Annotated in this window: 23 protein-coding genes; 13 read left to right on the top strand and 10 right to left on the bottom strand. The window is 73.2% G+C overall.

Annotated elements, in window-relative coordinates; genetic code table 11:
• Nucleotides 1-17: 17 nt before the first annotated feature.
• A complete protein-coding gene (locus ABTY59_RS14695; RefSeq protein WP_352019295.1) occupies nt 18-638 on the top strand; it encodes a TOPRIM nucleotidyl transferase/hydrolase domain-containing protein in 621 nt (206 codons plus the stop codon).
• A gap of 43 nt (nt 639-681) precedes the next feature.
• Here the strand turns inward: ABTY59_RS14695 and ABTY59_RS14690 are convergent, their stop codons facing one another.
• Nucleotides 682-1,500, bottom strand: a complete 819-nt coding sequence (locus ABTY59_RS14690; protein ID WP_352019294.1) for a cache domain-containing protein — start codon at nt 1,498-1,500, stop codon at nt 682-684.
• Nucleotides 1,454-2,305 carry a FadR/GntR family transcriptional regulator gene (locus ABTY59_RS14685; RefSeq protein WP_352019293.1) on the bottom strand — a complete coding sequence of 284 codons (852 nt, stop codon included), beginning with the start codon at nt 2,303-2,305 and terminating at the stop codon, nt 1,454-1,456. The genes ABTY59_RS14690 and ABTY59_RS14685 overlap by 47 nt, the downstream gene beginning before the upstream one ends.
• 129 nt (nt 2,306-2,434) lie before the next feature.
• Between ABTY59_RS14685 and ABTY59_RS14680 the strand changes: the two genes are divergently transcribed.
• The 5 genes from ABTY59_RS14680 (at nt 2,435) to ABTY59_RS14660 (ending at nt 8,074) form a co-directional block, all read left to right on the top strand.
• Entirely contained in the window at nt 2,435-3,472 is a 1,038-nt protein-coding gene (locus ABTY59_RS14680; protein ID WP_352019292.1) for an ABC transporter ATP-binding protein, read from the top strand.
• 28 nt (nt 3,473-3,500) lie between these two features.
• Nucleotides 3,501-4,712 (top strand): ABC transporter substrate-binding protein, encoded by a 1,212-nt coding sequence (locus ABTY59_RS14675; RefSeq protein WP_352019291.1) that lies wholly within the window; start codon nt 3,501-3,503, stop codon nt 4,710-4,712.
• Between the two features lie 10 nt (nt 4,713-4,722).
• On the top strand, nt 4,723-5,646 hold the full coding sequence (locus ABTY59_RS14670; RefSeq protein WP_352019290.1) for an ABC transporter permease: 924 nt from the start codon (nt 4,723-4,725) through the stop codon (nt 5,644-5,646).
• 22 nt (nt 5,647-5,668) lie between these two features.
• Complete coding sequence (locus tag ABTY59_RS14665; protein ID WP_352019289.1) at nt 5,669-6,484, top strand: ABC transporter permease; 816 nt, start codon at nt 5,669-5,671, stop codon at nt 6,482-6,484.
• A gap of 153 nt (nt 6,485-6,637) precedes the next feature.
• On the top strand, nt 6,638-8,074 hold the full coding sequence (locus ABTY59_RS14660) for a threonine/serine exporter family protein (protein WP_352019288.1): 1,437 nt from the start codon (nt 6,638-6,640) through the stop codon (nt 8,072-8,074).
• A 10-nt stretch (nt 8,075-8,084) separates the two neighbouring features.
• On the opposite strand, the gene ABTY59_RS14655 is transcribed toward ABTY59_RS14660, so the two are convergent.
• Both ABTY59_RS14655 and ABTY59_RS14650 read right to left on the bottom strand, forming a co-directional pair.
• The gene (locus tag ABTY59_RS14655; protein ID WP_352019287.1) at nt 8,085-9,443 is read right to left on the bottom strand and encodes a L,D-transpeptidase; all 1,359 of its coding nucleotides are present in this window, start codon (nt 9,441-9,443) and stop codon (nt 8,085-8,087) included.
• Between the two features lie 134 nt (nt 9,444-9,577).
• Complete coding sequence (locus ABTY59_RS14650; RefSeq protein ID WP_352019286.1) at nt 9,578-10,063, bottom strand: SRPBCC family protein; 486 nt, start codon at nt 10,061-10,063, stop codon at nt 9,578-9,580.
• Nucleotides 10,064-10,329: 266 nt separating this feature from the next.
• Here ABTY59_RS14650 and ABTY59_RS14645 point away from each other — a divergent pair, with 266 nt between their 5' ends.
• The 7 genes from ABTY59_RS14645 (at nt 10,330) to ABTY59_RS14615 (ending at nt 15,653) form a co-directional block, all read left to right on the top strand.
• Nucleotides 10,330-10,920: a PadR family transcriptional regulator gene (locus tag ABTY59_RS14645; protein ID WP_352019285.1), complete on the top strand. Its 591-nt coding sequence runs from the start codon at nt 10,330-10,332 to the stop codon at nt 10,918-10,920.
• A gap of 85 nt (nt 10,921-11,005) precedes the next feature.
• Nucleotides 11,006-11,455 (top strand): peroxiredoxin, encoded by a 450-nt coding sequence (locus ABTY59_RS14640; RefSeq protein WP_352019284.1) that lies wholly within the window; start codon nt 11,006-11,008, stop codon nt 11,453-11,455.
• A 194-nt stretch (nt 11,456-11,649) separates the two neighbouring features.
• Nucleotides 11,650-12,045: an SHOCT domain-containing protein gene (locus tag ABTY59_RS14635; protein ID WP_352019283.1), complete on the top strand. Its 396-nt coding sequence runs from the start codon at nt 11,650-11,652 to the stop codon at nt 12,043-12,045.
• Nucleotides 12,046-12,374: 329 nt separating this feature from the next.
• The gene (locus ABTY59_RS14630) at nt 12,375-13,007 is read left to right on the top strand and encodes a hypothetical protein (RefSeq protein ID WP_352019282.1); all 633 of its coding nucleotides are present in this window, start codon (nt 12,375-12,377) and stop codon (nt 13,005-13,007) included.
• A gap of 36 nt (nt 13,008-13,043) precedes the next feature.
• Nucleotides 13,044-13,493 (top strand): RrF2 family transcriptional regulator, encoded by a 450-nt coding sequence (locus tag ABTY59_RS14625; RefSeq protein WP_352019281.1) that lies wholly within the window; start codon nt 13,044-13,046, stop codon nt 13,491-13,493.
• Nucleotides 13,494-13,575: 82 nt separating this feature from the next.
• Complete coding sequence (locus ABTY59_RS14620) at nt 13,576-14,763, top strand: globin domain-containing protein (RefSeq protein WP_352019280.1); 1,188 nt, start codon at nt 13,576-13,578, stop codon at nt 14,761-14,763.
• 122 nt (nt 14,764-14,885) lie between these two features.
• Nucleotides 14,886-15,653 (top strand): rod shape-determining protein MreC, encoded by a 768-nt coding sequence (locus ABTY59_RS14615; protein WP_352019279.1) that lies wholly within the window; start codon nt 14,886-14,888, stop codon nt 15,651-15,653.
• A gap of 7 nt (nt 15,654-15,660) precedes the next feature.
• On the opposite strand, the gene ABTY59_RS14610 is transcribed toward ABTY59_RS14615, so the two are convergent.
• The 6 genes from ABTY59_RS14610 to ABTY59_RS14585 form a co-directional block, all read right to left on the bottom strand.
• On the bottom strand, nt 15,661-16,032 hold the full coding sequence (locus tag ABTY59_RS14610; RefSeq protein WP_352019278.1) for a peptidase inhibitor family I36 protein: 372 nt from the start codon (nt 16,030-16,032) through the stop codon (nt 15,661-15,663).
• Complete coding sequence (locus ABTY59_RS14605; protein ID WP_352019277.1) at nt 16,029-16,742, bottom strand: hypothetical protein; 714 nt, start codon at nt 16,740-16,742, stop codon at nt 16,029-16,031. Before ABTY59_RS14605 ends, ABTY59_RS14610 begins: the two co-directional genes overlap by 4 nt.
• 469 nt (nt 16,743-17,211) lie before the next feature.
• Nucleotides 17,212-17,994 carry a polysaccharide deacetylase family protein gene (locus ABTY59_RS14600; protein ID WP_352019276.1) on the bottom strand — a complete coding sequence of 261 codons (783 nt, stop codon included), beginning with the start codon at nt 17,992-17,994 and terminating at the stop codon, nt 17,212-17,214.
• 289 nt (nt 17,995-18,283) lie between these two features.
• Entirely contained in the window at nt 18,284-18,691 is a 408-nt protein-coding gene (locus ABTY59_RS14595) for a hypothetical protein (RefSeq protein WP_352019275.1), read from the bottom strand.
• Nucleotides 18,692-18,774: 83 nt separating this feature from the next.
• Nucleotides 18,775-20,322: an ATP-dependent DNA ligase gene (locus tag ABTY59_RS14590; RefSeq protein WP_352019274.1), complete on the bottom strand. Its 1,548-nt coding sequence runs from the start codon at nt 20,320-20,322 to the stop codon at nt 18,775-18,777.
• Between the two features lie 154 nt (nt 20,323-20,476).
• Nucleotides 20,477-21,559, bottom strand: a complete 1,083-nt coding sequence (locus ABTY59_RS14585; protein ID WP_352019273.1) for a DUF6397 family protein — start codon at nt 21,557-21,559, stop codon at nt 20,477-20,479.
• Between the last annotated feature and the right edge of the window lie 11 nt (nt 21,560-21,570).

Raw genomic sequence — 21,570 nt, 5'->3', positions numbered from 1 at the left:
ACGTGCAGACTCGCCCCATGGCAGACACGAGGGCGTTCCTGGACGAGGTGGGCCGCTGGGCGGCCGGCGACACCGGCGGAGACACGGCCGGGGCGCTGTCCGTGAGCCTCGGTCTGCGCACGGCGGTTCTCCTGGAGGGGCCGAGCGACCACGCGGCCGTGGAGGCGCTCGCCGCCGCTCGGGGCCGGGACCTCGCCGCGGAAGGCGTGTGCGTGGTGTCGATGGGCGGGGCGATGAGCATCGCCCGGTACGCCGAGCTGCTCGGGCCGCCCGGGCTCGACCTGCGCCTGACCGGCCTGTGCGACGTGCGCGAGCAGGGCTTCTACGAGCGTGGACTGCGCCGGGCCGGAGCGCCCGACCAGGACTTCTTCGTCTGCGTGGCGGACCTGGAGGACGAGCTGATCCGGGCGCTGGGCACGGCGCGGGTCGAGGAGATCATCGAGGCGGAGGGCGACCTGCGCCCCTGGCAGACGTTCCTGAACCAGCCCGCGCAGCACGGCCGGCCCCGCCACCAGCAGCTGCGGCGCTTCCTCGGCACGAAGAAGGGCCGAAAGATCCGTTACGGCACGCTGCTGGTGGAGGCCCTCGACGGCGCGCGGGTGCCGGCGCCGCTGGAGGACCTCCTCGGGAGCCTGTGACCCGTGCCGTACGCCGCCGGCCCGGACGGCTTCGGCGCGCCCGTCAGCCGTCCGTCGTGACCAGCACGAGCGGGGTGTCGGCGCAGGGCCGCAGCCGCAGTCCGCCGGCTCGGTGCCCGGCCGCCGGACCCGCGAGCACGGCGCTGAAGTCGGGTCCCCTGGTGAGGGATCCGGCGAGGTGTCCCGGGTCGGTGGAGGCCGCGACGCGGCCCCGCGCGTTGACGAGCCGGGCCGGTGCGGGCAGCCGCTGGAGCACGGGCAGCACGGCCGCCTCGAAGTGCCGCAGATACACGTCGGCGGCGGCCACGCCCACGAACCGGCCGTCGATCCGGACGGGCGCGGACAGCGTGAGGCTGTACTCGTCGGAGCACAGGTAGTCCACGTAGGGCCCGGCGACGGCCCTGCGCCCGGTCTCCCGGGGCAGGGTGTACCAGTCCCAGTGCGTGTAGTCGGAGTAGGCCGAGTGCTCGGGGTCCAGGTCGAGCAGGAGCGGCCGGACGGCTCCGCCGGGGCCGCGCTGCCACCACTCCAGGCAGCCGGGAACGTCGGTGAGGAGGCCCGGGGCGGCGACGAAGCCCACCCCGGAGACGAGCGGATGCGCGGCGAGCCGGGCGCGGAGTCCGGCGCGGAGGGCCGCCAGGTCGGCGGCGACGGGCTCGCGGCCGGTATCGGCCACCTCGGTCAGCAGCGCGCCGGTGTCGGCGCCGGTCTCGGCGACGGCGGCGAAGACCTCTTCGAGGGTGTCCCGGACGCGCCGCACGACCTCCCCTACCGGGTCCGCGTCCCGGACTCCGTCCGCGGGCCCGCCCGCCGTGTCAGTGACGGCCCCGGCGGGGCCCGCGAGCCCGGTGCTCCTGCCCATGCGTGTCCTCCTCGGGACGAGGCTCGGTCGCGCGGCCGGGATCGCCGAGGCGCAGCGCGATCAGCCGCCCCACTGAGTCCCGTACGCACGTCTCGGCGAGCGTTCTGGCCCGCTCGTCGGCCTCATCCTGCACGGCGGAGATCACGGCGCGGTGACGATCCGACACATGGGCGAGATGCGCGGGGTCGTCGAGGACGAGACAGAGCAGCGCGCCCAGGTCGGTCTGGAGGGCGATCTCCTCGCGCGTGAGGCGGGCGGACTGCGCGGCGGCGGCCAGCTCGACGTGGAAGCGGCCGTAGAGACGGCTGCGGGTCGCCGGGTCCGCGGCGGCGGCGAGTTCCTCGACCGTGCGGGTGAGGGGGCGCAGGTCACCGGGCTGGGTGCGGCGCGCGGCGAGCAGGGCGGCGGCGCCGGAGACGGCGGCCCAGTGGTCGCCGAGGTCGCGGAGTTCCTCGGTGGACCAGTCGGCGAGGCGGGCGCGCAGGCGCTCCTCGGGCGGGCTGTCGGGCAGGGTGACGAAGCTGCCGCCGCCCCGGCCCCTGCGGGTGGTGACGAGGCCCTGCTGGCGCAGGGCCATGAGGGCCTCCCGCAGGGTGACGGTGGAGACGCCGAGCTGACCGGCGAGTTCGGTCTCGCCGGGCAACTGCTCCCCGTCGGCGAGGAGTCCGAGTTCGATGGCGTCGCCGATGCGGCGGGCGACGGTGTCGACCCGGGCCCGGGTGTCGACGGGGCTGAAGACGGCCCGGCGGGCCGTGCCCGTCCCGGCCGCGCCGCCGCCGTCGTCCGGCCTGCCGTTCGGTCTCACGGTTAACCACCTCGCGCGTCGAGCGTTGACTCAGGCTTTACCTTAAAGGGGTCTTGAGATTTGAACTATGACTTCATATGTTTACGCCCACCCGAGCAACGCTCCACCGCACCAGAAAGGTTCCCGCCCATGGAGGGAATGGCGATCCGGCTGACGGGACTGCGCAAGACCTACGGCCGGACCGAGGCCGTGGCCGGGGTGGACCTGGAGATCGCCGACGGCGAGTTCTTCTCGATGCTCGGCCCCTCGGGCTCCGGGAAGACCACCGTGCTGCGGATGATCGCGGGCTTCGAGACACCCACCGCCGGCACCGTCGAGCTGGCCGGACGCGACGTCACCCGGCTCGCCCCCTTCGAGCGGGACGTGCACACCGTCTTCCAGGACTACGCGCTCTTCCCGCACATGACGGTCGAGCAGAACGTCGCCTACGGCCTCAAGGTCCGCGGCGTGCCCCGCGCGGAGCGCCTGGTGCGCGCCCGGGCCGCCCTCGCCCAGGTCGGCCTCGACGGTCTCGGCCGGCGCCGGCCCGCCGAGCTCTCCGGCGGGCAGCGCCAGCGGGTCGCCCTGGCCCGCGCCCTCGTCGGACGCCCCCGTGTGCTCCTCCTCGACGAACCCCTCGGCGCGCTCGACCTCAAGCTCCGCGAGCGGATGCAGGTCGAACTCAAGGCGATCCAGCGCGAGGTCGGCATCACGTTCGTGTTCGTCACCCACGACCAGGAGGAGGCCCTCACGATGAGCGACCGGATCGCCGTCTTCCACCAGGGCCGGATCGAACAGGTCGCCGCCCCCGCCGAGATCTACGAGCGCCCCGCGAGCCCGTTCGTCGCCGGCTTCGTCGGCACCTCCAACCTGCTGAGCGGAGACACCGCACGACGGGTGGTCGGGGCCCCCGGCACGTACAGCATCCGTCCGGAGAAGATCCGGATCCTCTCCGACCTCAAGGCCCCCGGCGACCCCGGGCACGCCACCGCCGCCGGCACGGTCGCCGAGGTCGTCTACCTGGGCGACGCCACCCGCTTCCTGGTCGACCTCGACGGCGGCGGACGGCTCACCGCCCTCCAGCAGAACCTGGAGACCTCGTCCGCCGACCTCGCCGCCTTCCGGGGCGCCCGGATCGGCCTCCAATGGCACCCGAGCCACGCCGTGCGGGTCCCCGAGACCCCCTGACCACCGCTTCCGTCCCCCTCCTCACGCAATGGAGAACCACGTGCGCCCGCACCGCTCCCTCCTGACCGCAGCCGCCCTCTCCGGGCTGCTCCTCGTGACCGCCTGCGGATCGGCCGACCCGGCGGGTTCCGGGAAGTCCGGCGGACTCAACCCGCCCGACCTCAAGGCGCCGACCGCCCTCGGCGAGGCCGAGGGCGAGGTCAATCTGATCGCCTGGGCCGGATACGTCGAGGACGGTTCCAACGACCCGAAGGTCGACTGGGTCAGCGCCTTCGAGAAGCAGACCGGATGTCAGGTCAACGCCAAGACCGCCGCGACCTCCGACGAGATGGTCTCGCTGATGAAGACCGGCGCCTACGACGCCGTCTCCGCCTCCGGTGACGCCTCCCTCCGGCTGATCGCCTCCGGCGACGCCGCGCCCGTGAACACCTCGCTCGTCCCGAACTACGCCGACGTCTTCGCCGGGCTCAAGAACAAGGAGTGGAACTCCGTGAAGGGCGTCGCCTACGGCGTCCCGCACGGCCGGGGCGCCAACCTCCTCATGTACGACACCGAGAAGGTGAAGCCGGCGCCCGACTCCTGGTCCGCCGTCTTCGACAAGGCCTCGGCGCACAGCGGCAAGGTCACCGCGTACGACTCCCCGATCTACCTCGCCGACGCGGCCCTGTACCTCAAGGCCACCCAGCCCGAGCTCGGCATCGAGAACCCCTACGCCCTCGACGCGAAGCAGTTCGACGCCGCCGTGGGCCTCCTCAAGGAGCAGAACGCGCACATCGGCGAGTACTGGAGCGACTACCTGAAGGAGATCTCCGCCTTCAAGAGCGGTGACTCGGTCGTCGGCACCAGCTGGCAGGTGATCGCCAACCTCACCAAGGCCGAGGGCGGAAAGGTCGAGGCCGTCCTGCCGAAGGAGGGCTCGACCGGCTGGTCCGACACCTGGATGGTATCGGCGAAGGCCAAGCACCCCACGTGCGCCTACAAGTGGCTCGACTGGATCGTCTCGCCGAAGACCAACGCGCAGGTCGCCGAGTACTTCGGCGAGGCCCCCGCGAACGCGAAGTCCTGCGCCGAGACGGCCGACAAGAACCACTGCGCCGTCTTCCACGCCGCCGACGAGACGTACTGGAAGCGGGTCCACTTCTGGACCACGCCCATCGAGCAGTGCCTGGACGGCCGGACGGACACGCGCTGCGTGCCGTACGCCAAGTGGGTCCAGGCCTGGACCGAGATCAAGGGCTGACCCCGGCGCCATGACCGCACTCTCCCCCGGTCTCTCCCCCGAGTCCGCGAAGCGAGCCGCCGGCCCGGGGCGGGACGCCGTCCGGCGGCTCGCCGGGGCCCTGCACCGGCGGCCCCGGCTGCGGCTCGCGGCCCTGCTCACCGCCCCGCTGCTCTGGCTGGTCCTCGCCTATCTCGGCTCCCTCGCGGCCCTGTTCCTCTCCGCGTTCTGGTCCACCGACACCTTCACGTCCGAGGTCGTGCGGATCTGGACCGGGCAGAACTTCGAGGAACTCGTCAGCTCCCCCGTCTACCGCACGGTCGCCCTGCGCACCGTCGGCGTCGCCGTCGCCGTGACCGCGCTCTGCGCCGTCATCGCCTTCCCGCTCGCCTTCTACACCGCTCGGGTGGCGCATCCGCGCCGCCGGCCGCTCTTCGTGGTGGCGATGCTGATGCCGCTGTGGGCGGGCTACCTCGTGAAGGTGTACGCGTGGCGGCTGATCCTCTCCGAAGGGGGACCGCTGGACTGGGCGCTGCGGCCGTTCGGTCTCAGCGGCCCCGGGTACGGGCTCACGGCGACCGTGCTCGTCCTGACGTACCTCTGGCTGCCGTACATGGTGCTGCCGATCCACACCGCGCTCGCCCAGCTCCCCGACAGCCTGCTGCACGCCTCGGCGGACCTCGGGGCGAGGTCCTGGCGGACGTTCGTCTCCGTCGTGCTGCCGCTGGCGTGGCCCGCGGTGGCCGCGGGCTCCGTCTTCACCTTCTCCCTCAGTCTCGGCGACTACATCACGGTGCAGATCGTCGGCGGCAAGACCCAGCTGATCGGCAACCTCGTCTACTCCAACGTCACCCTGAACCTGCCGCTGGCGGCCGCGCTCGGCACCGTGCCGGTCGCCGTCATCGTGGTGTACCTGCTCGCGGTGCGGCGCTCCGGTGCGCTGCGCAGCCTGTGACCGGCCGGAAGGACCGCGACCGATGAACCTCTCCCGTCCCGCGCGGATCGCGCTGCGCACCGCCGCCGGCCTCGGCTTCGCGGCGATCTACCTGCCGCTGCTGCTCGTCCTGCTCGGCTCGCTCAACCCGGACCGCTCGGCGAGCTGGCCGCCGCCGGGACTCACGCTCGACTGGTGGGCGGCCGCCTGGGACAACGAGGGCGCCCGGGCGGCACTGTGGACCTCGGTCCGGGCAGGTCTCGCGGCGACGGCGGTGGCGCTCGTGCTCGGCACGCTCATCGCCTTCGCGGTGCAGCGGTACTCCTTCTTCGGGCGCGAGGCCGTCTCCTTCGCGGTGGTGCTGCCGATCGCGCTGCCCGGCATCGTCACGGGCATCGCGCTCAACTCCGCCTTCGGGACGGTCCTGGAACCCCTCGGCGTGGGACTCGGCATGTTCACGGTCGTCGTGGGCCACGCCACCTTCTGCATCGTCGTCGTCTTCAACAACGTGGTGGCGCGGCTGCGTCGGCTGCCCGGCTCGTACGAGGAGGCGGCGATGGACCTGGGGGCGCACACGTTCCGCGTCTTCTGGGACATCACCTTCCCGCTGCTGCGCTCGGCGCTGCTGGCGGGCGGTCTGCTCGCGTTCGCGCTGTCCTTCGACGAGATCGTGGTGACGACGTTCACCGCGGGGCCGGGGGTGGAGACGCTGCCGGTGTGGATCTTCAACAACATGACTCGTCCTCAGCAGGCCCCCGTGGTGAACGTGGTGGCGGCGGCGCTCGTCCTGCTCTCGGTGATCCCCATCTACGCGGCACAGCGGCTCTCGGCGGACACACCGGGCGGCGGGCGGGTGTAGGCGCGACCGGCGGGGTGCGCCTTGGGGCGGGCGCGTCCGGCCGGGTCCGTGACGGGCGCACCGCCGGGGGTGCCGTGGCGGGTGCGCTCGACGACGGCTGCGTGTGCGGGCGGCAGGACGGCGGTGGCGGTACCGCCCTGCTAGTTTTCCCGAATGCGCCTTTTGTCCCGCCTTGATGTGCGCGCCCTCGCCCGCCGCGTCGCCGCGCTGCGTCCCCGCCGGCGCGGCGGGGACATCGTCACCGTGCCGGAGGCGGAGAGCGCGGGACGCGAACGGCTCCGGGACCTGGCCGCGTTGCTGTGCGAGCTCGGTGCCGAACTGCTGCGCGCCGGGGAGCGGACCGCCGAGGTGGAGCGGGTGCTCCATGACGTGGCGGCCCGCTACGGGATGCGGATGCGCTCCTTCGTGGTCCCCACGGGCCTCTTCGTACGGGTCGGCGGCGGCCCCGACGGGCGGGGCGGCGAGATGGACTTCGCCCCGGTCGACGGTCCCGCCCTCCGCCTCGACCAGGTGGAGGCGCTGCAGACGCTGGTCGAGCGGATGCGGGCGCGCGAGGTGCCCTTCGAGGAGGCACGGCGCACCCTGCGGGAGGTCAGGGACCGGCCCGAGCGGTTCAGCCCGGCGGCCACCGTCCTCGGATACGTGCTCCTCACCGTCGGCCTCGGCGCGATGCGGCACGCGACCGTCCCGGCCGTCATCGGGTACGCGGTGCTCGGCCTGGGCGTCGGCCTGCTGAGGCTCTTCGGCGACCGGCTCCCGGCCGTCCGCACGGCGCTGCCGGTGATCGCCGCGATCCTGGTCACGGCGGTCTCGCTGCGCTGGGCCGGGCCGCTCCTGCACGAGAACCCCACCGTCCTGTACATCCCGCCGCTGATCGCGTTCCTGCCGGGTGCCGCGCTGACCCTCGGCGCCATCGAACTCGCCACCGGAGCGGCCCTGTCGGGCATCGCGCGGCTCGCCGGAGCCGTGAACGTCCTGCTGCTCCTGGCCCTCGGCATCCTGGTCGGCACCGAACTCCTGCGGGCCCGCCCGCCGGGCGGTCCCGCGTCCGGGCAGCTCGGCGCCTGGGCCCCCTGGGCCGGGGTGCTGCTGCTCGGCTTCGGCTTCCTGCTGTACTTCTCCGCCCCGCCGCGCGTCACCGGCTGGCTCCTCGGCGCGCTGCTCGTCGAGCGCCTGGTGCAGTCGGTGGCCTCGGAGTTCGCCGGCCCGACCTTCGGCGCGTTCGCGGCGGGCATGCTGCTGCCGCCGATGGCCACCTGGATCGAGCGGCGCTCGCACACGCCGGACCAGGTCGTGTTCCTGCCGTGCTTCTGGCTGCTGGTGCCCGGTGCCGTCGGCCTGACGAGCGTCTCGGAGATCATCGTGCAGGGGGACACGGCGGGCGGACTCGACAGCCTGGTGACGATGGTGATCACGGTGGCGTCGATCGCCCTGGGCGTGCTCGTGGGCGCCGGGCTCCAGCGACGCCCCCGGGTGAGCCTCGGTGAACCCGTCCCCACGAGCCCGGCACCCGCGCCGGAGGACGAGACGGAACGGACGGGGCCGGAACGGACGGCGACGGAGCCGACCGGGACGGAACCCGGCCGCTGACCGCTCGGCGTCAGAGCGTGGGGCGCAGGGCTCCCGCGGCGGACCGCGCTCCCGAGCCGGCGGCGCCGGTGGCGGCCGAAGCGAGGGCGCTGCCCCTGAGCCACTCGGGCCAGCCGAGGTTCCAGTCGCCGAAGCCGTTGTCGAAGGGCGTCATCGGCTGTCCGTACCCGTGGACGACCCGTACGAGATCGCCCTCGCGAACGGTGCCGAAGAGCCAGGCGGCGTCCTCGGTGCTCATCCCCGTGCACCCGTGGCTGACGTCCTCGCTGCCCTGGGAGTCCAGCGACCAGGGCGCGGCGTGCAGGTACTCCCCGCTCCAGGTCACCCGGGTGGCCCAACGGACCTTGAGGTCGTAGAACTCCTTGCTGCCCTTGGTGATGCCGATGGAGTCGCCGCGCATCCGGACCATCGGCTCCTTGCCGAGGACGACCTTGATGCCGCTCCTGGTGCGGTACCCGGCCTTGCCGGTGGTGACCGGGAGGACCCGCAGGAGTTGCCCGTCGCGGAACACGCTCATCTCGTGGGCGACGACGTCGGTGACGGCCTCGATCCGGGCTCCGGTGGTGAAGGTGAGCGGGCGCGAGGGGCCGCCGTGGAGGCCCGCGCCGATGCGCGCGCCGTCGAGACCGCTGTGCACGCGGACCGTGGCGCGGGCCGGCCAGTACGTGCGGGGCCGGTAGTGGAGCGTGCTGTCGTCCACCCAGTGCCAGGCGCCCTCGACATGGGGCTCCACCCGCACGTCGAGCGCCCTTTCCACCGCGCGGCGGGCGTCGGGGGCGTCCTCCGGGACGGGGAGGCTGAGCTCGGCGGTGACGGGCCGGCCCACCCCGTAGGTGCCTCCGTGCTCCGGGCCGAAGGTGACGGTGAGCCGCTCCCCGGCCGGCGCAGGCGCGGTCCGGAAGTCGAGTCGGGCGCGACGCGGGGTGCCGGGCCGCGCGCCGTCGACGACGAGCCGGGCCGCGTAGCGGGCCCCGGCCGGCAGGGGTGCGGCGCTGGTCCACCGGGTGTGGTCCGCGCTCTGCGTGCCGGCGATCCGCCGGCCGCGCTGGTCGGTGACGTTGACGTCGGCGAGTACGCCGGGGGTGCGGAGCACGAGTTCCACGGCTCCGGTGGACTTCGGGCCGAGCGTGAACGGCCGGCCCGTCAGTACGCGGTCGCCTTCGAGCGCGATCGCGTGCGGCGGGGAGGAGCACAGACGGTCGGCGGCGCAGCCGTCCACCGACACGACGGCGCCGACGCCCTGGGGCGTGGCGGTCCGCTGCTCCCGTAGGGAGTCCCGGTCCGGTGACTGGGCCGCGGTGCCGACGAGGACGGCTCCGACGGCCAGGGAGAGCGCCCCCCACCCTCGTGCGTAGCGGCGTGACGACACGTCGGACCCCTCCCCTTCATGCGGCGGCACCGGCGGACGTCGCCGACCCCAGCATCAAAACGGATGAGAGGACGAAAAGATGATCAAGGCGCCGGGCGTGGCGGCGGAGTGGGGGGCGAGACGACTCGAATGGGTCAGCGGGCGGGCTCCGGAAGCTCCTCTCCGGTCTCCAGCAGGGACTTGAGGCTGGAGATCAGCGCCGGCCAGCCCTCGGCGATCATGCCCTTCATGAGGCCGTCGGGCTCCAGGTCGGCGTGGGTGACGGTGAGCTTGACCGTGTCGCCCGAGGGGTCGATCACGAAGGTCACCCGGGACCTGCGCTCGCGGACGAGGCGCTCGTACACCTCCCGTTCGAGGCGCACCGCGTCCGCCCAGTCCGGGGTGAAGGTGTGCCAGGTGTACGAGAGGAGACGACCGGGCCTGGCCTCCAGGACCACCTGGTCCGCGTCCACGGTCCTGCGGCCGGCCTCGTCCCAGACCATCGAGGCCCCCGGGGTCCACGTCGTCTCGAAGGACACACCCCAGTAGCGGCGGGTCAGCTCCGGCTCGGTGAGCGCCTGCCACAGCTCCTCGGGGGTGGTCCTGATGTAGGTGGTGTAGACGAACGTGTCGCTGTCCATCGCGCTGCCCCTCGGATCTGCTCTCCCCCGCGGCCTGCCCCTCTCCAGCCTAGGCAGTCGCCCGACGGACGTGCCAGCGAAGGGCCGCCGTCCGGCGCTCGCCGATGCCAGGACCGTCGTGCCTCCGGTCGACCGATGCCGGAACCGTCGGGCCTCCGGTCGACCGAAGCCGGAACCGTCGGGCCTCCGGTGGGCCGGCGCCGCGGGTGCCGGATCGGTTGAATAGGTGCGAAGGAAACTATTCAACGTGCTGCTAGCGTGTCCGGATGTCCCTCAAGCACGCCGTCCTCGCAGCTCTCCTGGAGGGCGAGGCCTCCGGATACGACCTGGCCAAGATCTTCGACGTGTCCGTCGCCAACTTCTGGGCCGCCACCCCCCAGCAGCTCTACCGCGAGCTGGAGCGGCTCGCGGAGGCCGGTCTGATCACGGCCCGTGTCGTGGAGCAGGAACGGCGCCCCAACAAGCGGATGTTCAGCCTGACGGAGCCGGGCAGGAAGGATCTGGTCGCCTACACGGCGACGCCGCCGCGTCCGAGCGCCGTCCGCGACGAACTGATGGTCCAGGTGCAGGCCTGCGACGAGGGCGACACCACGGCCGTCCGCGATTTCGTGGCCCGGCGCATGGAGACGGCGCGCGCGAAACTGGCCCGCTACGACCGGCTGCGGGAGTGGATGCTCGCCGGACGGGACGAGGAAACGTACCTGGTCGAGGCGGAGCGCGTCGGACCGTACCTCACGCTGATGCGGGGCCGGTTCTTCGAGGAGGAGAACCTCCGCTGGGGCGCGCGGGCGCTCGCGGTGCTCGACCGGCGCGCCGCCGCGCGGGCCATGGCCCCGGAGGCGGCACACCGGGGGTGACGCCGGTTCTACCGTGCGGTAACGTCACCGGCCGGTCACCGGAGGCGCCGGTGGCACCACCGGGACGGATCGGGGCGGGCCTGAAATGAACATCGGTGACCTCGTCGAGGACTTCACCCTTCCGGACGAGACGGGCACCCCTCGCTCGCTGACCGGTCTGCTCGCCGAGGGCCCGGTCGTCCTCTTCTTCTACCCGGCGGCCCTCACGCCGGGCTGCACCGCCGAGGCCTGTCACTTCCGTGACCTCGCGTCCGAGTTCCGCGCCGTGGGGGCGACGCCGGTCGGCATCAGCTCCGACGCGGTGGAGCGGCAGCAGGAGTTCGCCGAGCGGCACTCGCTCGGCTACCCGCTGCTGTCCGACCCGGACGGCGCCATACGGGAGCGGTTCGGCGTGAAGCGCGGGTTCTCGCTGGCGCCCACGAAGCGGGTCACCTTCGTGATCGGCCAGGACCGGCGGGTCCGCGAGGTGGTCCGCAGCGAACTGCGGATGAGCGCCCACGCGGACCGCGCCCTGACCGCCCTGCGCACCACCTGACGGGGCGGGGCCGCAGCTCCGCCCGCGCGGGCGCACAGGGCCCGGCTCCGGCGACGGTCCGCGGCCTCCATCCGAACACGGCGCCGCGGGGTTCGCACGCGCAGTCGCCACGAAGTGCGGGCGCGCGGGGGCTGGGTGAGACTCACTCCAACGCCGGGCCCACCTCGGCCCGCGCGGGAACGGAGTGTGCAGGAATGGACGACTATCCCCTCCTCAACGTGTTCTGGACCATGATGTGGTTCTTCCTCTGGATCATGTGGCTCTTCCTGCTGTTCAAGGTGATCACCGACATCTTCCGGGACCACGAACTCAACGGCTGGGCCAAGGCGGGCTGGCTGATCTTCTGCATCCTGCTCCCCTACCTCGGCGTGCTGGTCTACGTCATCGCCCGCGGCAAGGGCATGAGCCGGCGGGACGTCAAGCAGGCCAAGGAGAGCGAGGCCGCGTTCCAGGACTACATCCGCAAGGCCGCGGGACCGCAGGGCGGCGGCAGCGCCACCGAAGAACTGGCCCGGCTCGCCGATCTCAAGCAGAGCGGTGCCATCACAGCCGAGGAGTTCGAGAAGGCCAAGGCCAAGGTCCTGTCCTGAGACACCGGAGGCGGCGGGCGGCGAGCCCGGAGACGGGCGGGCGCGATGCCGGGCTCACGGGTTCCCTGCTGCGAGAGGTCGCGGCGGAACCCACGAGGCTCCCGGAGGCGCTCGCCTCCTTCGCGCTGCGCCACCTCGGGCCGGGAGCCGGGCCCGCCGTCGAACGCCTCCGCGCCGCCCATCCCGACGCAGACCCGGCGACTCTGCGGTCCCTCATCGCCGGCCGCGGACGCCGCCGGGTCGTCACGGAAGGCGCCTTCGTCGGAGGCCCGTTCCTCCTCTTCATCCCCCTCGCGTTCTGCGGCGCACTCCTCTCCCAGGTGCGTACGGTGCTCGAACTCGCCGCCGCCGAGGGACGGGATCCCGCGGATCCGGAGCGGGCCGCCGAACTGCTCGTCCTGCAAGGGGTGTACGAAGACACCGCGCAGGCCATGGCCGCTTTGGACACGCGCTCCCCCAGGCCCCGCACCCAGGCCGGACGGGGACGGACGGCCACGCTGTGGGACCTGATCATGCGCATGGCGAAGCTCCTCGGGCTGCTCACGCCCGACGACGTCTCCCCGAGCCGACTCGTGCGGGTGGGACAGTGGGTGCTCGTGGCCTGCGTGTTCCTGGTGGGCCTGGTGGCGCCCCTCGTCTGGCTGCCCTACATGGCCGTCTCGTACAACCGGGCCACGACACGGCTGATGGACCGCGCCACCGTCTTCTACGTCGGTTCGCGGGACCTGGCCCCGCCCCGCCGTGTCCGCCTCGACGCCGCCATGGCCGCGGCGGGGCTGCGCGCGCTGGGATCGATGGTGCTCCCGCTGGCCGGCCTGCTCGTGGTCGCCGCCACGGACACCCGGATCGCCGGCGGCCAGTTGCCGGTGGCCGGGATCATCCTCGCGGCCAGCTGCCTCCTCACCGGCGGCTGGTGGCTGTGGCGCCGCCATCGACGGCGACGCGAAGCACCACCCCCTTAATACGCACACGAGATACCTCTTTGATACGGTCGGCTCGTGAGGCTGACGAAGTTCACCGACCTGGCGCTCCGTGCCGTGATGCGCCTGGCGGTCACCGCACCGGAGGAGTCCGTCACCACCCGCGAGGTGGCGGAGTCGATGGACGTGCCCTACGCCCACATGGCGAAGGTGGTGACCCGGCTCCAGCACCTCGGCGTGATCGAGGCGCGGCGCGGCCGCGGCGGCGGGCTCGCCCTGACGGAACCGGGGCGCCGCTCTTCGGTGGGCTGGCTGGCCAGGACCCTGGAGGGCGAGGAGGAGGTCGTCGCCTGTGAGGGCGATCCACCGTGCCCGCTGCGCACCGCCTGTCGGCTGCGCGGGGCGCTGCGCGAGGCCCAGGAGGCCTTCTACCGCGCGCTCGACCCACTGACCGTGGCGGACCTCGTGTCCTCGCCGACCGGTCCGCTGCTCCTGACCCTCGACCCGCGCCCCCCGCACTCCCCCTGACCGCGCCTGCCCCTTCGGGGGCATCCGCGCACCCGCCGCACACCTTTAAATACGAAGATCATCTACCAGATTGCGAGTTCTCATGCTGTCCGAGCAGGCCGTCCCGGTCGTCCGCGCCACTCTGCCCGCCGTCGGCGGCGCCCTCGACGAGATCACCGAGCGCTTCTACGGGCGCCTCTTCGCCGCCCACCCCGAACTGCTGCGCGACCTCTTCAACCGGGGCAACCAGGCCAACGGCGAGCAGCGCCAGGCGCTCGCCGGCTCGATAGCCGCCTTCGCCGCCGCCCTGCTCGACAAGCCGGACAGCCGCCCCGACGCCATGCTGTCCCGCATCGCGCACAAGCACGCCTCGCTCGGCGTCACCTCCGAGCAGTACAAGACCGTGCACGAGCACCTCTTCGCCGCCATCGTGGAGGTCCTCGGCGACGCCGTGACCCCCGAGGTCGCGCAGGCCTGGGACGAGGTCTACTGGCTGATGGCGAACGCGCTCATCGCCGTGGAGGCACGCCTCTACCAGGAGACCGGCGTCCCCGAGGGCCAGATCTGGCGGTCCATGGAGATCACCGAGCGTCGCGAGGAGACCGCCGACACGGTGTCCTTCGTCCTGCGCCCCGCCGACGGGACCCCGACCACCCCGTTCCGACCGGGCCAGTACGTCAGCGTCCGGGTCTCCCTGCCCGACGGCGCCCGGCAGATCCGCCAGTACAGCCTGTCCGCCGCGCCCGGGCGCCCGCAGTGGCGGATCACGGTGAAGCGGGTCGACGGCGACCCGGCGGGCGAGGTCTCCTCCTGGCTGCACGCCCGCGGCCGCGCCGGCGACACCGTGGAGGTGTCGGCCCCGTTCGGCGACCTGGTCCTGCCCGAGGGCGACGGCCCCCTCCTCCTCGCCTCCGCCGGAATCGGCAGCACTCCGATGCTGGCGATGCTCGACCACCTGGCCGCCACGGGATCGGCGCGCCCGGTCGTCGTGGTGCACGCCGACCGCTCCCCCGAGTCCCACGCGCACGCCACGGAGCTGCGGCGCCTCGTGGACGCCCTTCCGCAGGGGACGCTGCACCTCTGGTACGAGGAGCCGGGCGACTCGGGCGCCCGGCCGGGCCGCGCGGACCTCACGCTCGTCGACCTGCCGGCCGGCACCACCGCGTACCTCTGCGGCCCGCTCCCGTTCCTGCGCGCGGTCCGCGGCGACCTCCTCGGCCGGGGTACGGCCGCCGCCGACATCCACTACGAGGTGTTCGGCCCCGACCTCTGGCTCGGAGCCCGGGACTGACCCACCCTCAGCGGCCGAGTCCTTCGATCCCCAAGCACCATGGCGTCACCGTCACGGATATTGCATAGTGAGGGCCAGATCAACCTCGCAATCAGCGGGTTCGCAGGAAATGGACGGTAGCGATGGGAACGTTCGGAGCAGCAGGGGCCGGCCGTGGCGCGCGGCGGCCGGTGCGCGGGATCGCCCTCGACATCGGCAGCTCCCGCACCCGCGCCTGGGCACCGGGAGCGGGGGTCTTCGCGGACGTGCCGAGCGGTCCGGTACGGCGCGGCCGGGTGACCGACGCCGACTCCCAGCTCCGTCTGCTCCGGCGCCTGGCGGCCTCCGCCCCGGGGGACGGTGGACACGACACCGTCGTGATGCTGACCCATCCGGTGCTCGCCGGACCGGAGGAGCGGGCCGTCGCGAAGCGGATCGTGGACGGTCTGGGCCCGGTACGGGTCATGGCCGTGGACAGCGCCCGCGCGGCCGCCGCCTACGCCGCTCCGTCCGGCGGTGGCCCGCTGCTCGTCGTCGACCTCGGCGCCCAGCTGACGGAGGTCACCCTCGTGGTCGACGGCCTGGTCGAGGACGCCCGGCTGGCCGAGGTGGGCCTCGACGACCTCCCTGGGTCGGGGAGTGCGCCGGACGCCATCGCCGCGACGACCGCCGACATGGTGAGCGACATGTGGCGGCACGACCGGACCGGCGCCGTCCGCGGTGCGCTGCGCCGGGGCGTCCTGGTGACGGGCGGCGGCGCCCTGCGGCTCGACGTGACGGGGCGCCTCGCCCAGCTGCTGCGCGCCCGGCTCCGCCTGGCGAGCGACCCGTCCACCAGCGTCGTCCGGGGCGCCGGTCTGATGCTGGCCTCGGCCCTCCGTCATCCGACCGGCGCCCTGCCCCGCGGCTGACAGGGGATCAGCAGCCGGTCGACCAGATGTGGGAGTCGCCGCGGTCGTTGGCGGCGCCGTTGTATCCGACCTCCTGACCGGGGGCGAGACAGATGGTCATGCTGCCGCCCTGCCAGGCGTTCTCGTAGACCTTGACGTGGTCCTTGATGCCTGGGCCCGAGATGCCGTGGTTCGCCCAGGAGGAGTCGGTGTCGGCGATCCAGCTCTCCCACCAGCCGTCGTCCCCGCTCCAGTTGGCGCGCTGGCCGCCGAAGTTCGAGTCCTGCCAGACGCAGAACTCGCCGGAGGGGCATTCGGCGGCTCGGGCGGCGGTGGCGAGGGCGACGCCGGCGGTGACGGCGAGGAGTGCGGCGGCGGAGGTGGCGATGAGTCGCTTCACGAGGGAGTGGGGCCTTTCTGTGGATGGGTGGAGGCGGACAGTTCGACTGCCCGCCGCAGTGCGCGGTCGCGCAGCTGCCGGTAGGTGGTGAGCTCGTCGCGGCGCAGGGTGCGCACCGTGGCCAGCTCGGCGGCCTCAAGTCGCGCGCGGACGTCGTCGAGTCCGGTCTCCCGGGCACAGCGGGCGGCCACGGCGGGGTCGGGACGGTCCGGGCGGGGCCGGCCGGGCGGGCTCGCGCACCGGGTCCAGCGGGCGAGCGCCGCTCGGTGGTCGGGGTCGGCGCGCATCCGGGCCTGCGCCTCGGCGCGGAGGTTGTCGACGGTGACCTGGGCCCGGAACCAGCGGCGCTGGTCGCCGTAGAGCCGGTGGCGGGCGGTGGCGAGGCACCCGTCGTCGTTCGCGGTGACGGTGGCGCCCGTGGCGAGGGTGACGGAGAGCTCGCGGGGCCCCTCGCCGAAGAGCGCCGCCTGGAAGACACGGTCCTGGTCAGGGGCGCGGGGCCGGGCCGTCAGGGTGAGCCCCCGGGCGTCGAGGCAGTCCGTCACCAATCGGTTCTCCGCCGCTTTGAGCAGCGCGTCCTGGGCCGCCCTGCTCGCCGGAGGCCCCCGGTGCGCGGGTCCACCGGGGCCGACCGTGGCGCAGCCCGCGAGAAGGAGCGAGGCGGTCGCCGCGAGGAGTGCGCGGCGGGCACGGGAGCTGGTGCGGACCATGGGTCCCCCCTTCGATCGTCCCTGGTCGGGGCCCGGCGGGTGATCGTCTTCGCCGGCTCTGGAAGATCACTGCCCGAGGGCGGGGCCACCATGCCGAGGCTCACTCGAACGGGTCGAACGCGCCGGGGTGCGCGCCCCTCACACGCCGTTCATGTGCCGTGCGGGAGGGGGCGGACGAGCGAAGGGGAACGGTCGGGCGAAGAGAAACGGTGAGGCGAAGGGAACGGTGGGGCGAAGGGAACGGTGGGGCGAAGGGAACGCCAGGGAACGACGAAGCCCCGGTTGGACGGGGGATTCCAACCGGGGCCGATCGCCGTGACCGGCGAAGAGCGGTCACCACATGGGGGGGGACCTTGGGGACCGGGCCCCTTCGCAGTCACATACGTATGAACGGTAAACCTTTCCCGAATGTTCCGAGGGTTCCCGGGTGGGCGATGTGAGTCACCTCACCCGGTTTCGGCAGGTCCCGTCAGTCCTTCTCGGGCCGGTAGACCTCGCCCGGCTCGGCCCTGCCGGGGGCGAGGAGCTCCGGCACCGTCACGAACGTGAAGCCGCGCCGCTTGAGCTCGGCGATGATCGACGGCACGGCCGGCACGGTCCCGTCGTAGATGTCGTGGAGCAGGATGATCCCGTCACGGTGCGCGTTCTCCAGGACGCGCTGCCGTATGAGCGCCGAGTCGGTGGTGGAGTAGTCCTTGGCCGTGATGCTCCACAGGACCTGGGCGAGCCCGAGCTCGCGGCTGACGTCGGAGACCGTGCCGTCGGTGCGCCCCTGCGGCGGGCGCATGAGGGTCGGCTTCCGGCCGGTGATCTTCTCTATCGCGTCCTGGGTGCGGGACAGCTCCTCCCGGACCTCGGACTCGTCGAGGTCGGTCAGGATCCGGTGCGACCAGGTGTGGTTCGCCACCTCGTGCCCCTCGTCGGCGATGCGCCTGACCACGTCGGGGTAGCGGTCGACGTGCTTGCTGCCGAGGAGGAAGAAGGTGGCGGGCACCTTCTCCTCCTTCAGGACGTCGAGGAGGTGGGGCGTGTCCTTGCCCGGCCCGGCGTCGAAGGTCAGGGCTATGCACTTCACCTCGGCGCAGTCCACGCGGCGGGCCCCCTGGCCCGCCTTGTCGTCCGACCCGGCGTCTTCCCGTGCGTCCTGCGGCGTGATCGGGTCGACTCCACAGGCCCCCAGCGTCAGCATCAGTGACGCCGCGGCGAGGAGGGCGGTCACCGTCCTCTTTCGGCCAGGCCTGGATCGGAACATGGTGAACCCGCTTTCCCCGTGAATGTCTTCGGTACGGCCATCACCGCTGGTCAGGCGGTGCGCAAGGCCGGAAGGCACTCTACACACGGTGTATACGGGGACTGTCGGCGGGGTCCACCCACCCGATCAGGGATGCACGATCACGGGCGCGAACACGGGCGCGACGAGGAACGGGGCGACGGGCGCGGCGACGGGCGCGACCGTCTGCGCGATCACGGACCCCTGCTCATGAGCACACGAGAGCCCCGGGCGGCGCCCGTCCGCGCCGCCCGGAGCCTGGGGCGTCCCGTCAGCGGGACGCGAGCAGCAGTCGGGCCTCGGTCTCCTGGTCACCGGAGACGGCCTGCATGGACTGGATGTCGAAGCCCGCGGCCAGCACCTTCTCGACGTCGTCGACCGCGCGGTAACCACCGCTGAGCGTGGCTCCGACCGGGGCGGTCAGACGCGTGGGCCCCGCTTCCTCGTGCCGCCCGCCGGCAGTGTCGAACGTGGCGGTCCAGACGGTGGGAGTCGGCCCGGTGGCCCCCTCGGGGATCGGCGTCGCCGTGTCCTCCAGCTGGTAGAACCGGTCGAGCACGTCGAAGACGGCCTGGGCGTCCTCCTTGGAGCAGTCGTTGAGCTGCACCATCACGTCGGTGTCGATGTGCCTGTCGTACACGTCGCTCATCTCCTCGCGGCCGAGCCGCTCGTGTGCCACGCGCTCCTCGTGACGAGCGCTCCTCGTGCCACGTCTCCAGCATCCCTCGCGGGGGCCCGCCCCGCGAGGGGCGTCGTCGGTGGTCAGGTGCCGCCGGTGATCCTCTCCACGGTGTCGGCGTCCGAGGCGCTCTTGTCGGGGCGGTGCCGCACGACCCGGGCGAAGCGGAGCGTGATCCCCGCCGGGTAGCGCGTCGAGGCCTGGAGTCCGTCGTACGCGATCTCCACGACGAGCTCGGGCCTCACGCGCACGGTGAAGCCGTCGTCCGAGAGGGCGAGTTCCCCGAGCCGCTCGGTCTGCCAGCGCAACATCTCGTCCGTGAGCCCCTTGAAGGTCTTGCCGAGCATCACGAAGCCGCCGTCGGCCGCCCGTGCGCCGAGATGGAGGTTGGACAGCAGCCCGGTTCTGCGGCCGTGGCCGCGTTCCACGGCCAGCACGACCAGGTCGACGGTGTGGACGGGTTTCACCTTCAGCCAGCTGCGCCCCCGGCGACCGGCCGCGTAGGGCGCCTCCAGCGCCTTGACGAGCACGCCCTCGTGTCCCCGGGCGAGGGTGTCCGCGTAGAACCGCTCGGCGGCCTCTGTCTGCGCGGGGTCCGCCGGATCGGTGACGACGGTGCGGCGGACCCGCTGGGACTCCGGCAGCAGCCGCGCGAGGACGGCATGCCGCTCAGGGCCCGGCCGGTCGATCAACGCCTCGCCCTCCACCGCGAGGACGTCGAAGAACACCGCGGTCAGGGGAAGGGCGGCGTGCGCACCCGCCACATCGGCGCGCGAGCCCACGCGGCCGGCGATGGACTGGAAGGACACGGGGCGCCCCGTCCCCGGGTCGAGGGCGATCATCTCCCCGTCCAGGATGAACGCGTCGGCCGCGACGGCACGCGCGCTCGCCACCACCTCGGGAAGCCGGCCGGTGATGTCGTCGAGCGAGCGGGTGTACGCCCGGACGTCGTCGCCCCGCCGGTGCACCTGGATGCGGATCCCGTCCAGCTTCTCCTCGACGGCGCAGGCCCCCAGGGCGGCGATCGCCTCGGTGACGGAGGCGGCCGTATGCGCGAGCATCGGCTGAACGGGGCTGCCGACCCGCAGCGTGAACCGCTCCAGCGCCGCCGCTCCCCCGGCCAGCACGGCCTGGGCGACCGGAGGCAAGGAGCCCTCCAGCATCACCGCGCGCCTGAGCTCTCCGGCCGGCACCCCGGCGGCACGGGCGACACCTTCCAGGGCGACCGCGTCGAGAGCCCCCTGGCGCACCTCGCCCGACAGCAACCGCAGCAGCAGCTCCTGTCCGTCGAGGGTCGCCGCCGCCATCAGATCGCGGAGGAGCCGCGTGCGCTCGGCCCGCGCCCCGGCTCCGGACACGGCGGCGAGCTCGGTCATCGCCTCGTCGACCCGGGCGAGCGTGAGACCGGGGCCGCCGGCGGGCGGCACGGTCGGCGGGACGACCTCCTTGAGGACGCTCCACCCGACCCCGATCCGCCCCTGCGGCAGCCGTCCGGACAGATACGCGATGACGAGCGGGCTCTCCTGCGGCCCGGCCTCCGCGAACAGTTCGGCCAGCAGGGCGATCTTCCGCGAGCGCGCGGAGACGGCGGCGACCTCCCGGGACACTTCCGCCACACGCGCCAGCAGCATGGGCCCATCCTCCCCACACCCCGCCCCGACCGCATGTCAGAGCCCCCTGTGAGAGCTTCGTGTCAGAGCTTCGTGTCAGAGCTTCAGGTCAGAGCTTCAGGTCAGAACCTCGCATCACAGCCTCGCGTCAGATCCCTCGCGCCAAGGCGTCGCGTCAAGGCCACCCCACGGGACGCCTCCGCCTCCGGGAAGGCACCCCACTCGACGCCCTTCCCCGACGGAGCCGATCGAGCAACCTGGCCCGCACCCTCCGCCCCGAGGGATCCCCGGGCCCCGCAGCCCGCCCGGCCGTCACCGGCGCTCCACGGACCGCCACCACCGGCACCTGCGCCCGCGCCGGCACCCGCGCCTGCACGGGCACCGCCCCGACGTACGGCACCGCGTCGACCGATACCGGCCGCCACCCCGTGCGCACCGGCACGTGCCCTGCGGGAACCTCCCCGGAACGAGCCGGCACCGGCACCCGTGGCTCCCCCGGATGGGGTGCCTGACGGTCCGTGCGGGCCTCGTCCAGAGCCAGGGCCAGACTCAGTCGGTGCCAGAGGATCTCGTCCGGATCGTCGGCGAGCATCAGTCGTCCGGCGACCTCGCGCCCGGGCGGCGACACCGGCATCCCGGGCGGCGGTGGCGGCCTCAGCCGGTCCAGGTGCGCACGCTCGTACGGGTCGTCGACGACCTCGGCGAGCTGGACGGGGTCGAGGAGCGAGGCGATGGCGGCGGCCCGCGCCCACGGGTCCTCGGTGGTCCGGAGCAGCAGGCCGAGCCGCCGCGCCCGCCAGTTCCTGGGCCTCCGGTCCTCGTGCGCGGCGAGCCGCTCCCGGAGGTCCACCGGCAGCCGACTGGTGAGGAGGCCGGGACAGGTGAGGCCGAACTCGACGACCTCCCAAGCCAGATACATCCACACCACCGCCCGATAGCGGTTCAGGGAGAACCGCACCGGGCTGAGGTGTCCGGACCGGGCGAGCCGGGTGAACCGGTCGGCGGTGATGCCGAGGAGGGCGGCCGCCTCCCCCGTACCGACCGCGCGGACCCGCTCGCGCAGGCCCGCGGGGAAGTCCGGGGCGGCCCTGAGCCGGTCGAGCTCGCTCCGCTCGATCCGCCGCCGCTCGCCCTCACCGACCGTGACCGTCCTCACCAGGCCGAGCTGGACCGCGAGGCGGAACTCGTCGCGCCTCAGCTCCAGTTCCTGCGCGGCCCGCCCCGGTGTGACCGTGCGCGCTCCTTCGTCCACCGCCATGACGCGGCCCT

Origin of the sequence: Streptomyces sp. NPDC096079 (assembly GCF_040303145.1) — a bacterium.
GTDB lineage: Bacteria > Actinomycetota > Actinomycetes > Streptomycetales > Streptomycetaceae > Streptomyces.
This window is presented reverse-complemented; position numbering and strand designations above follow the sequence as displayed.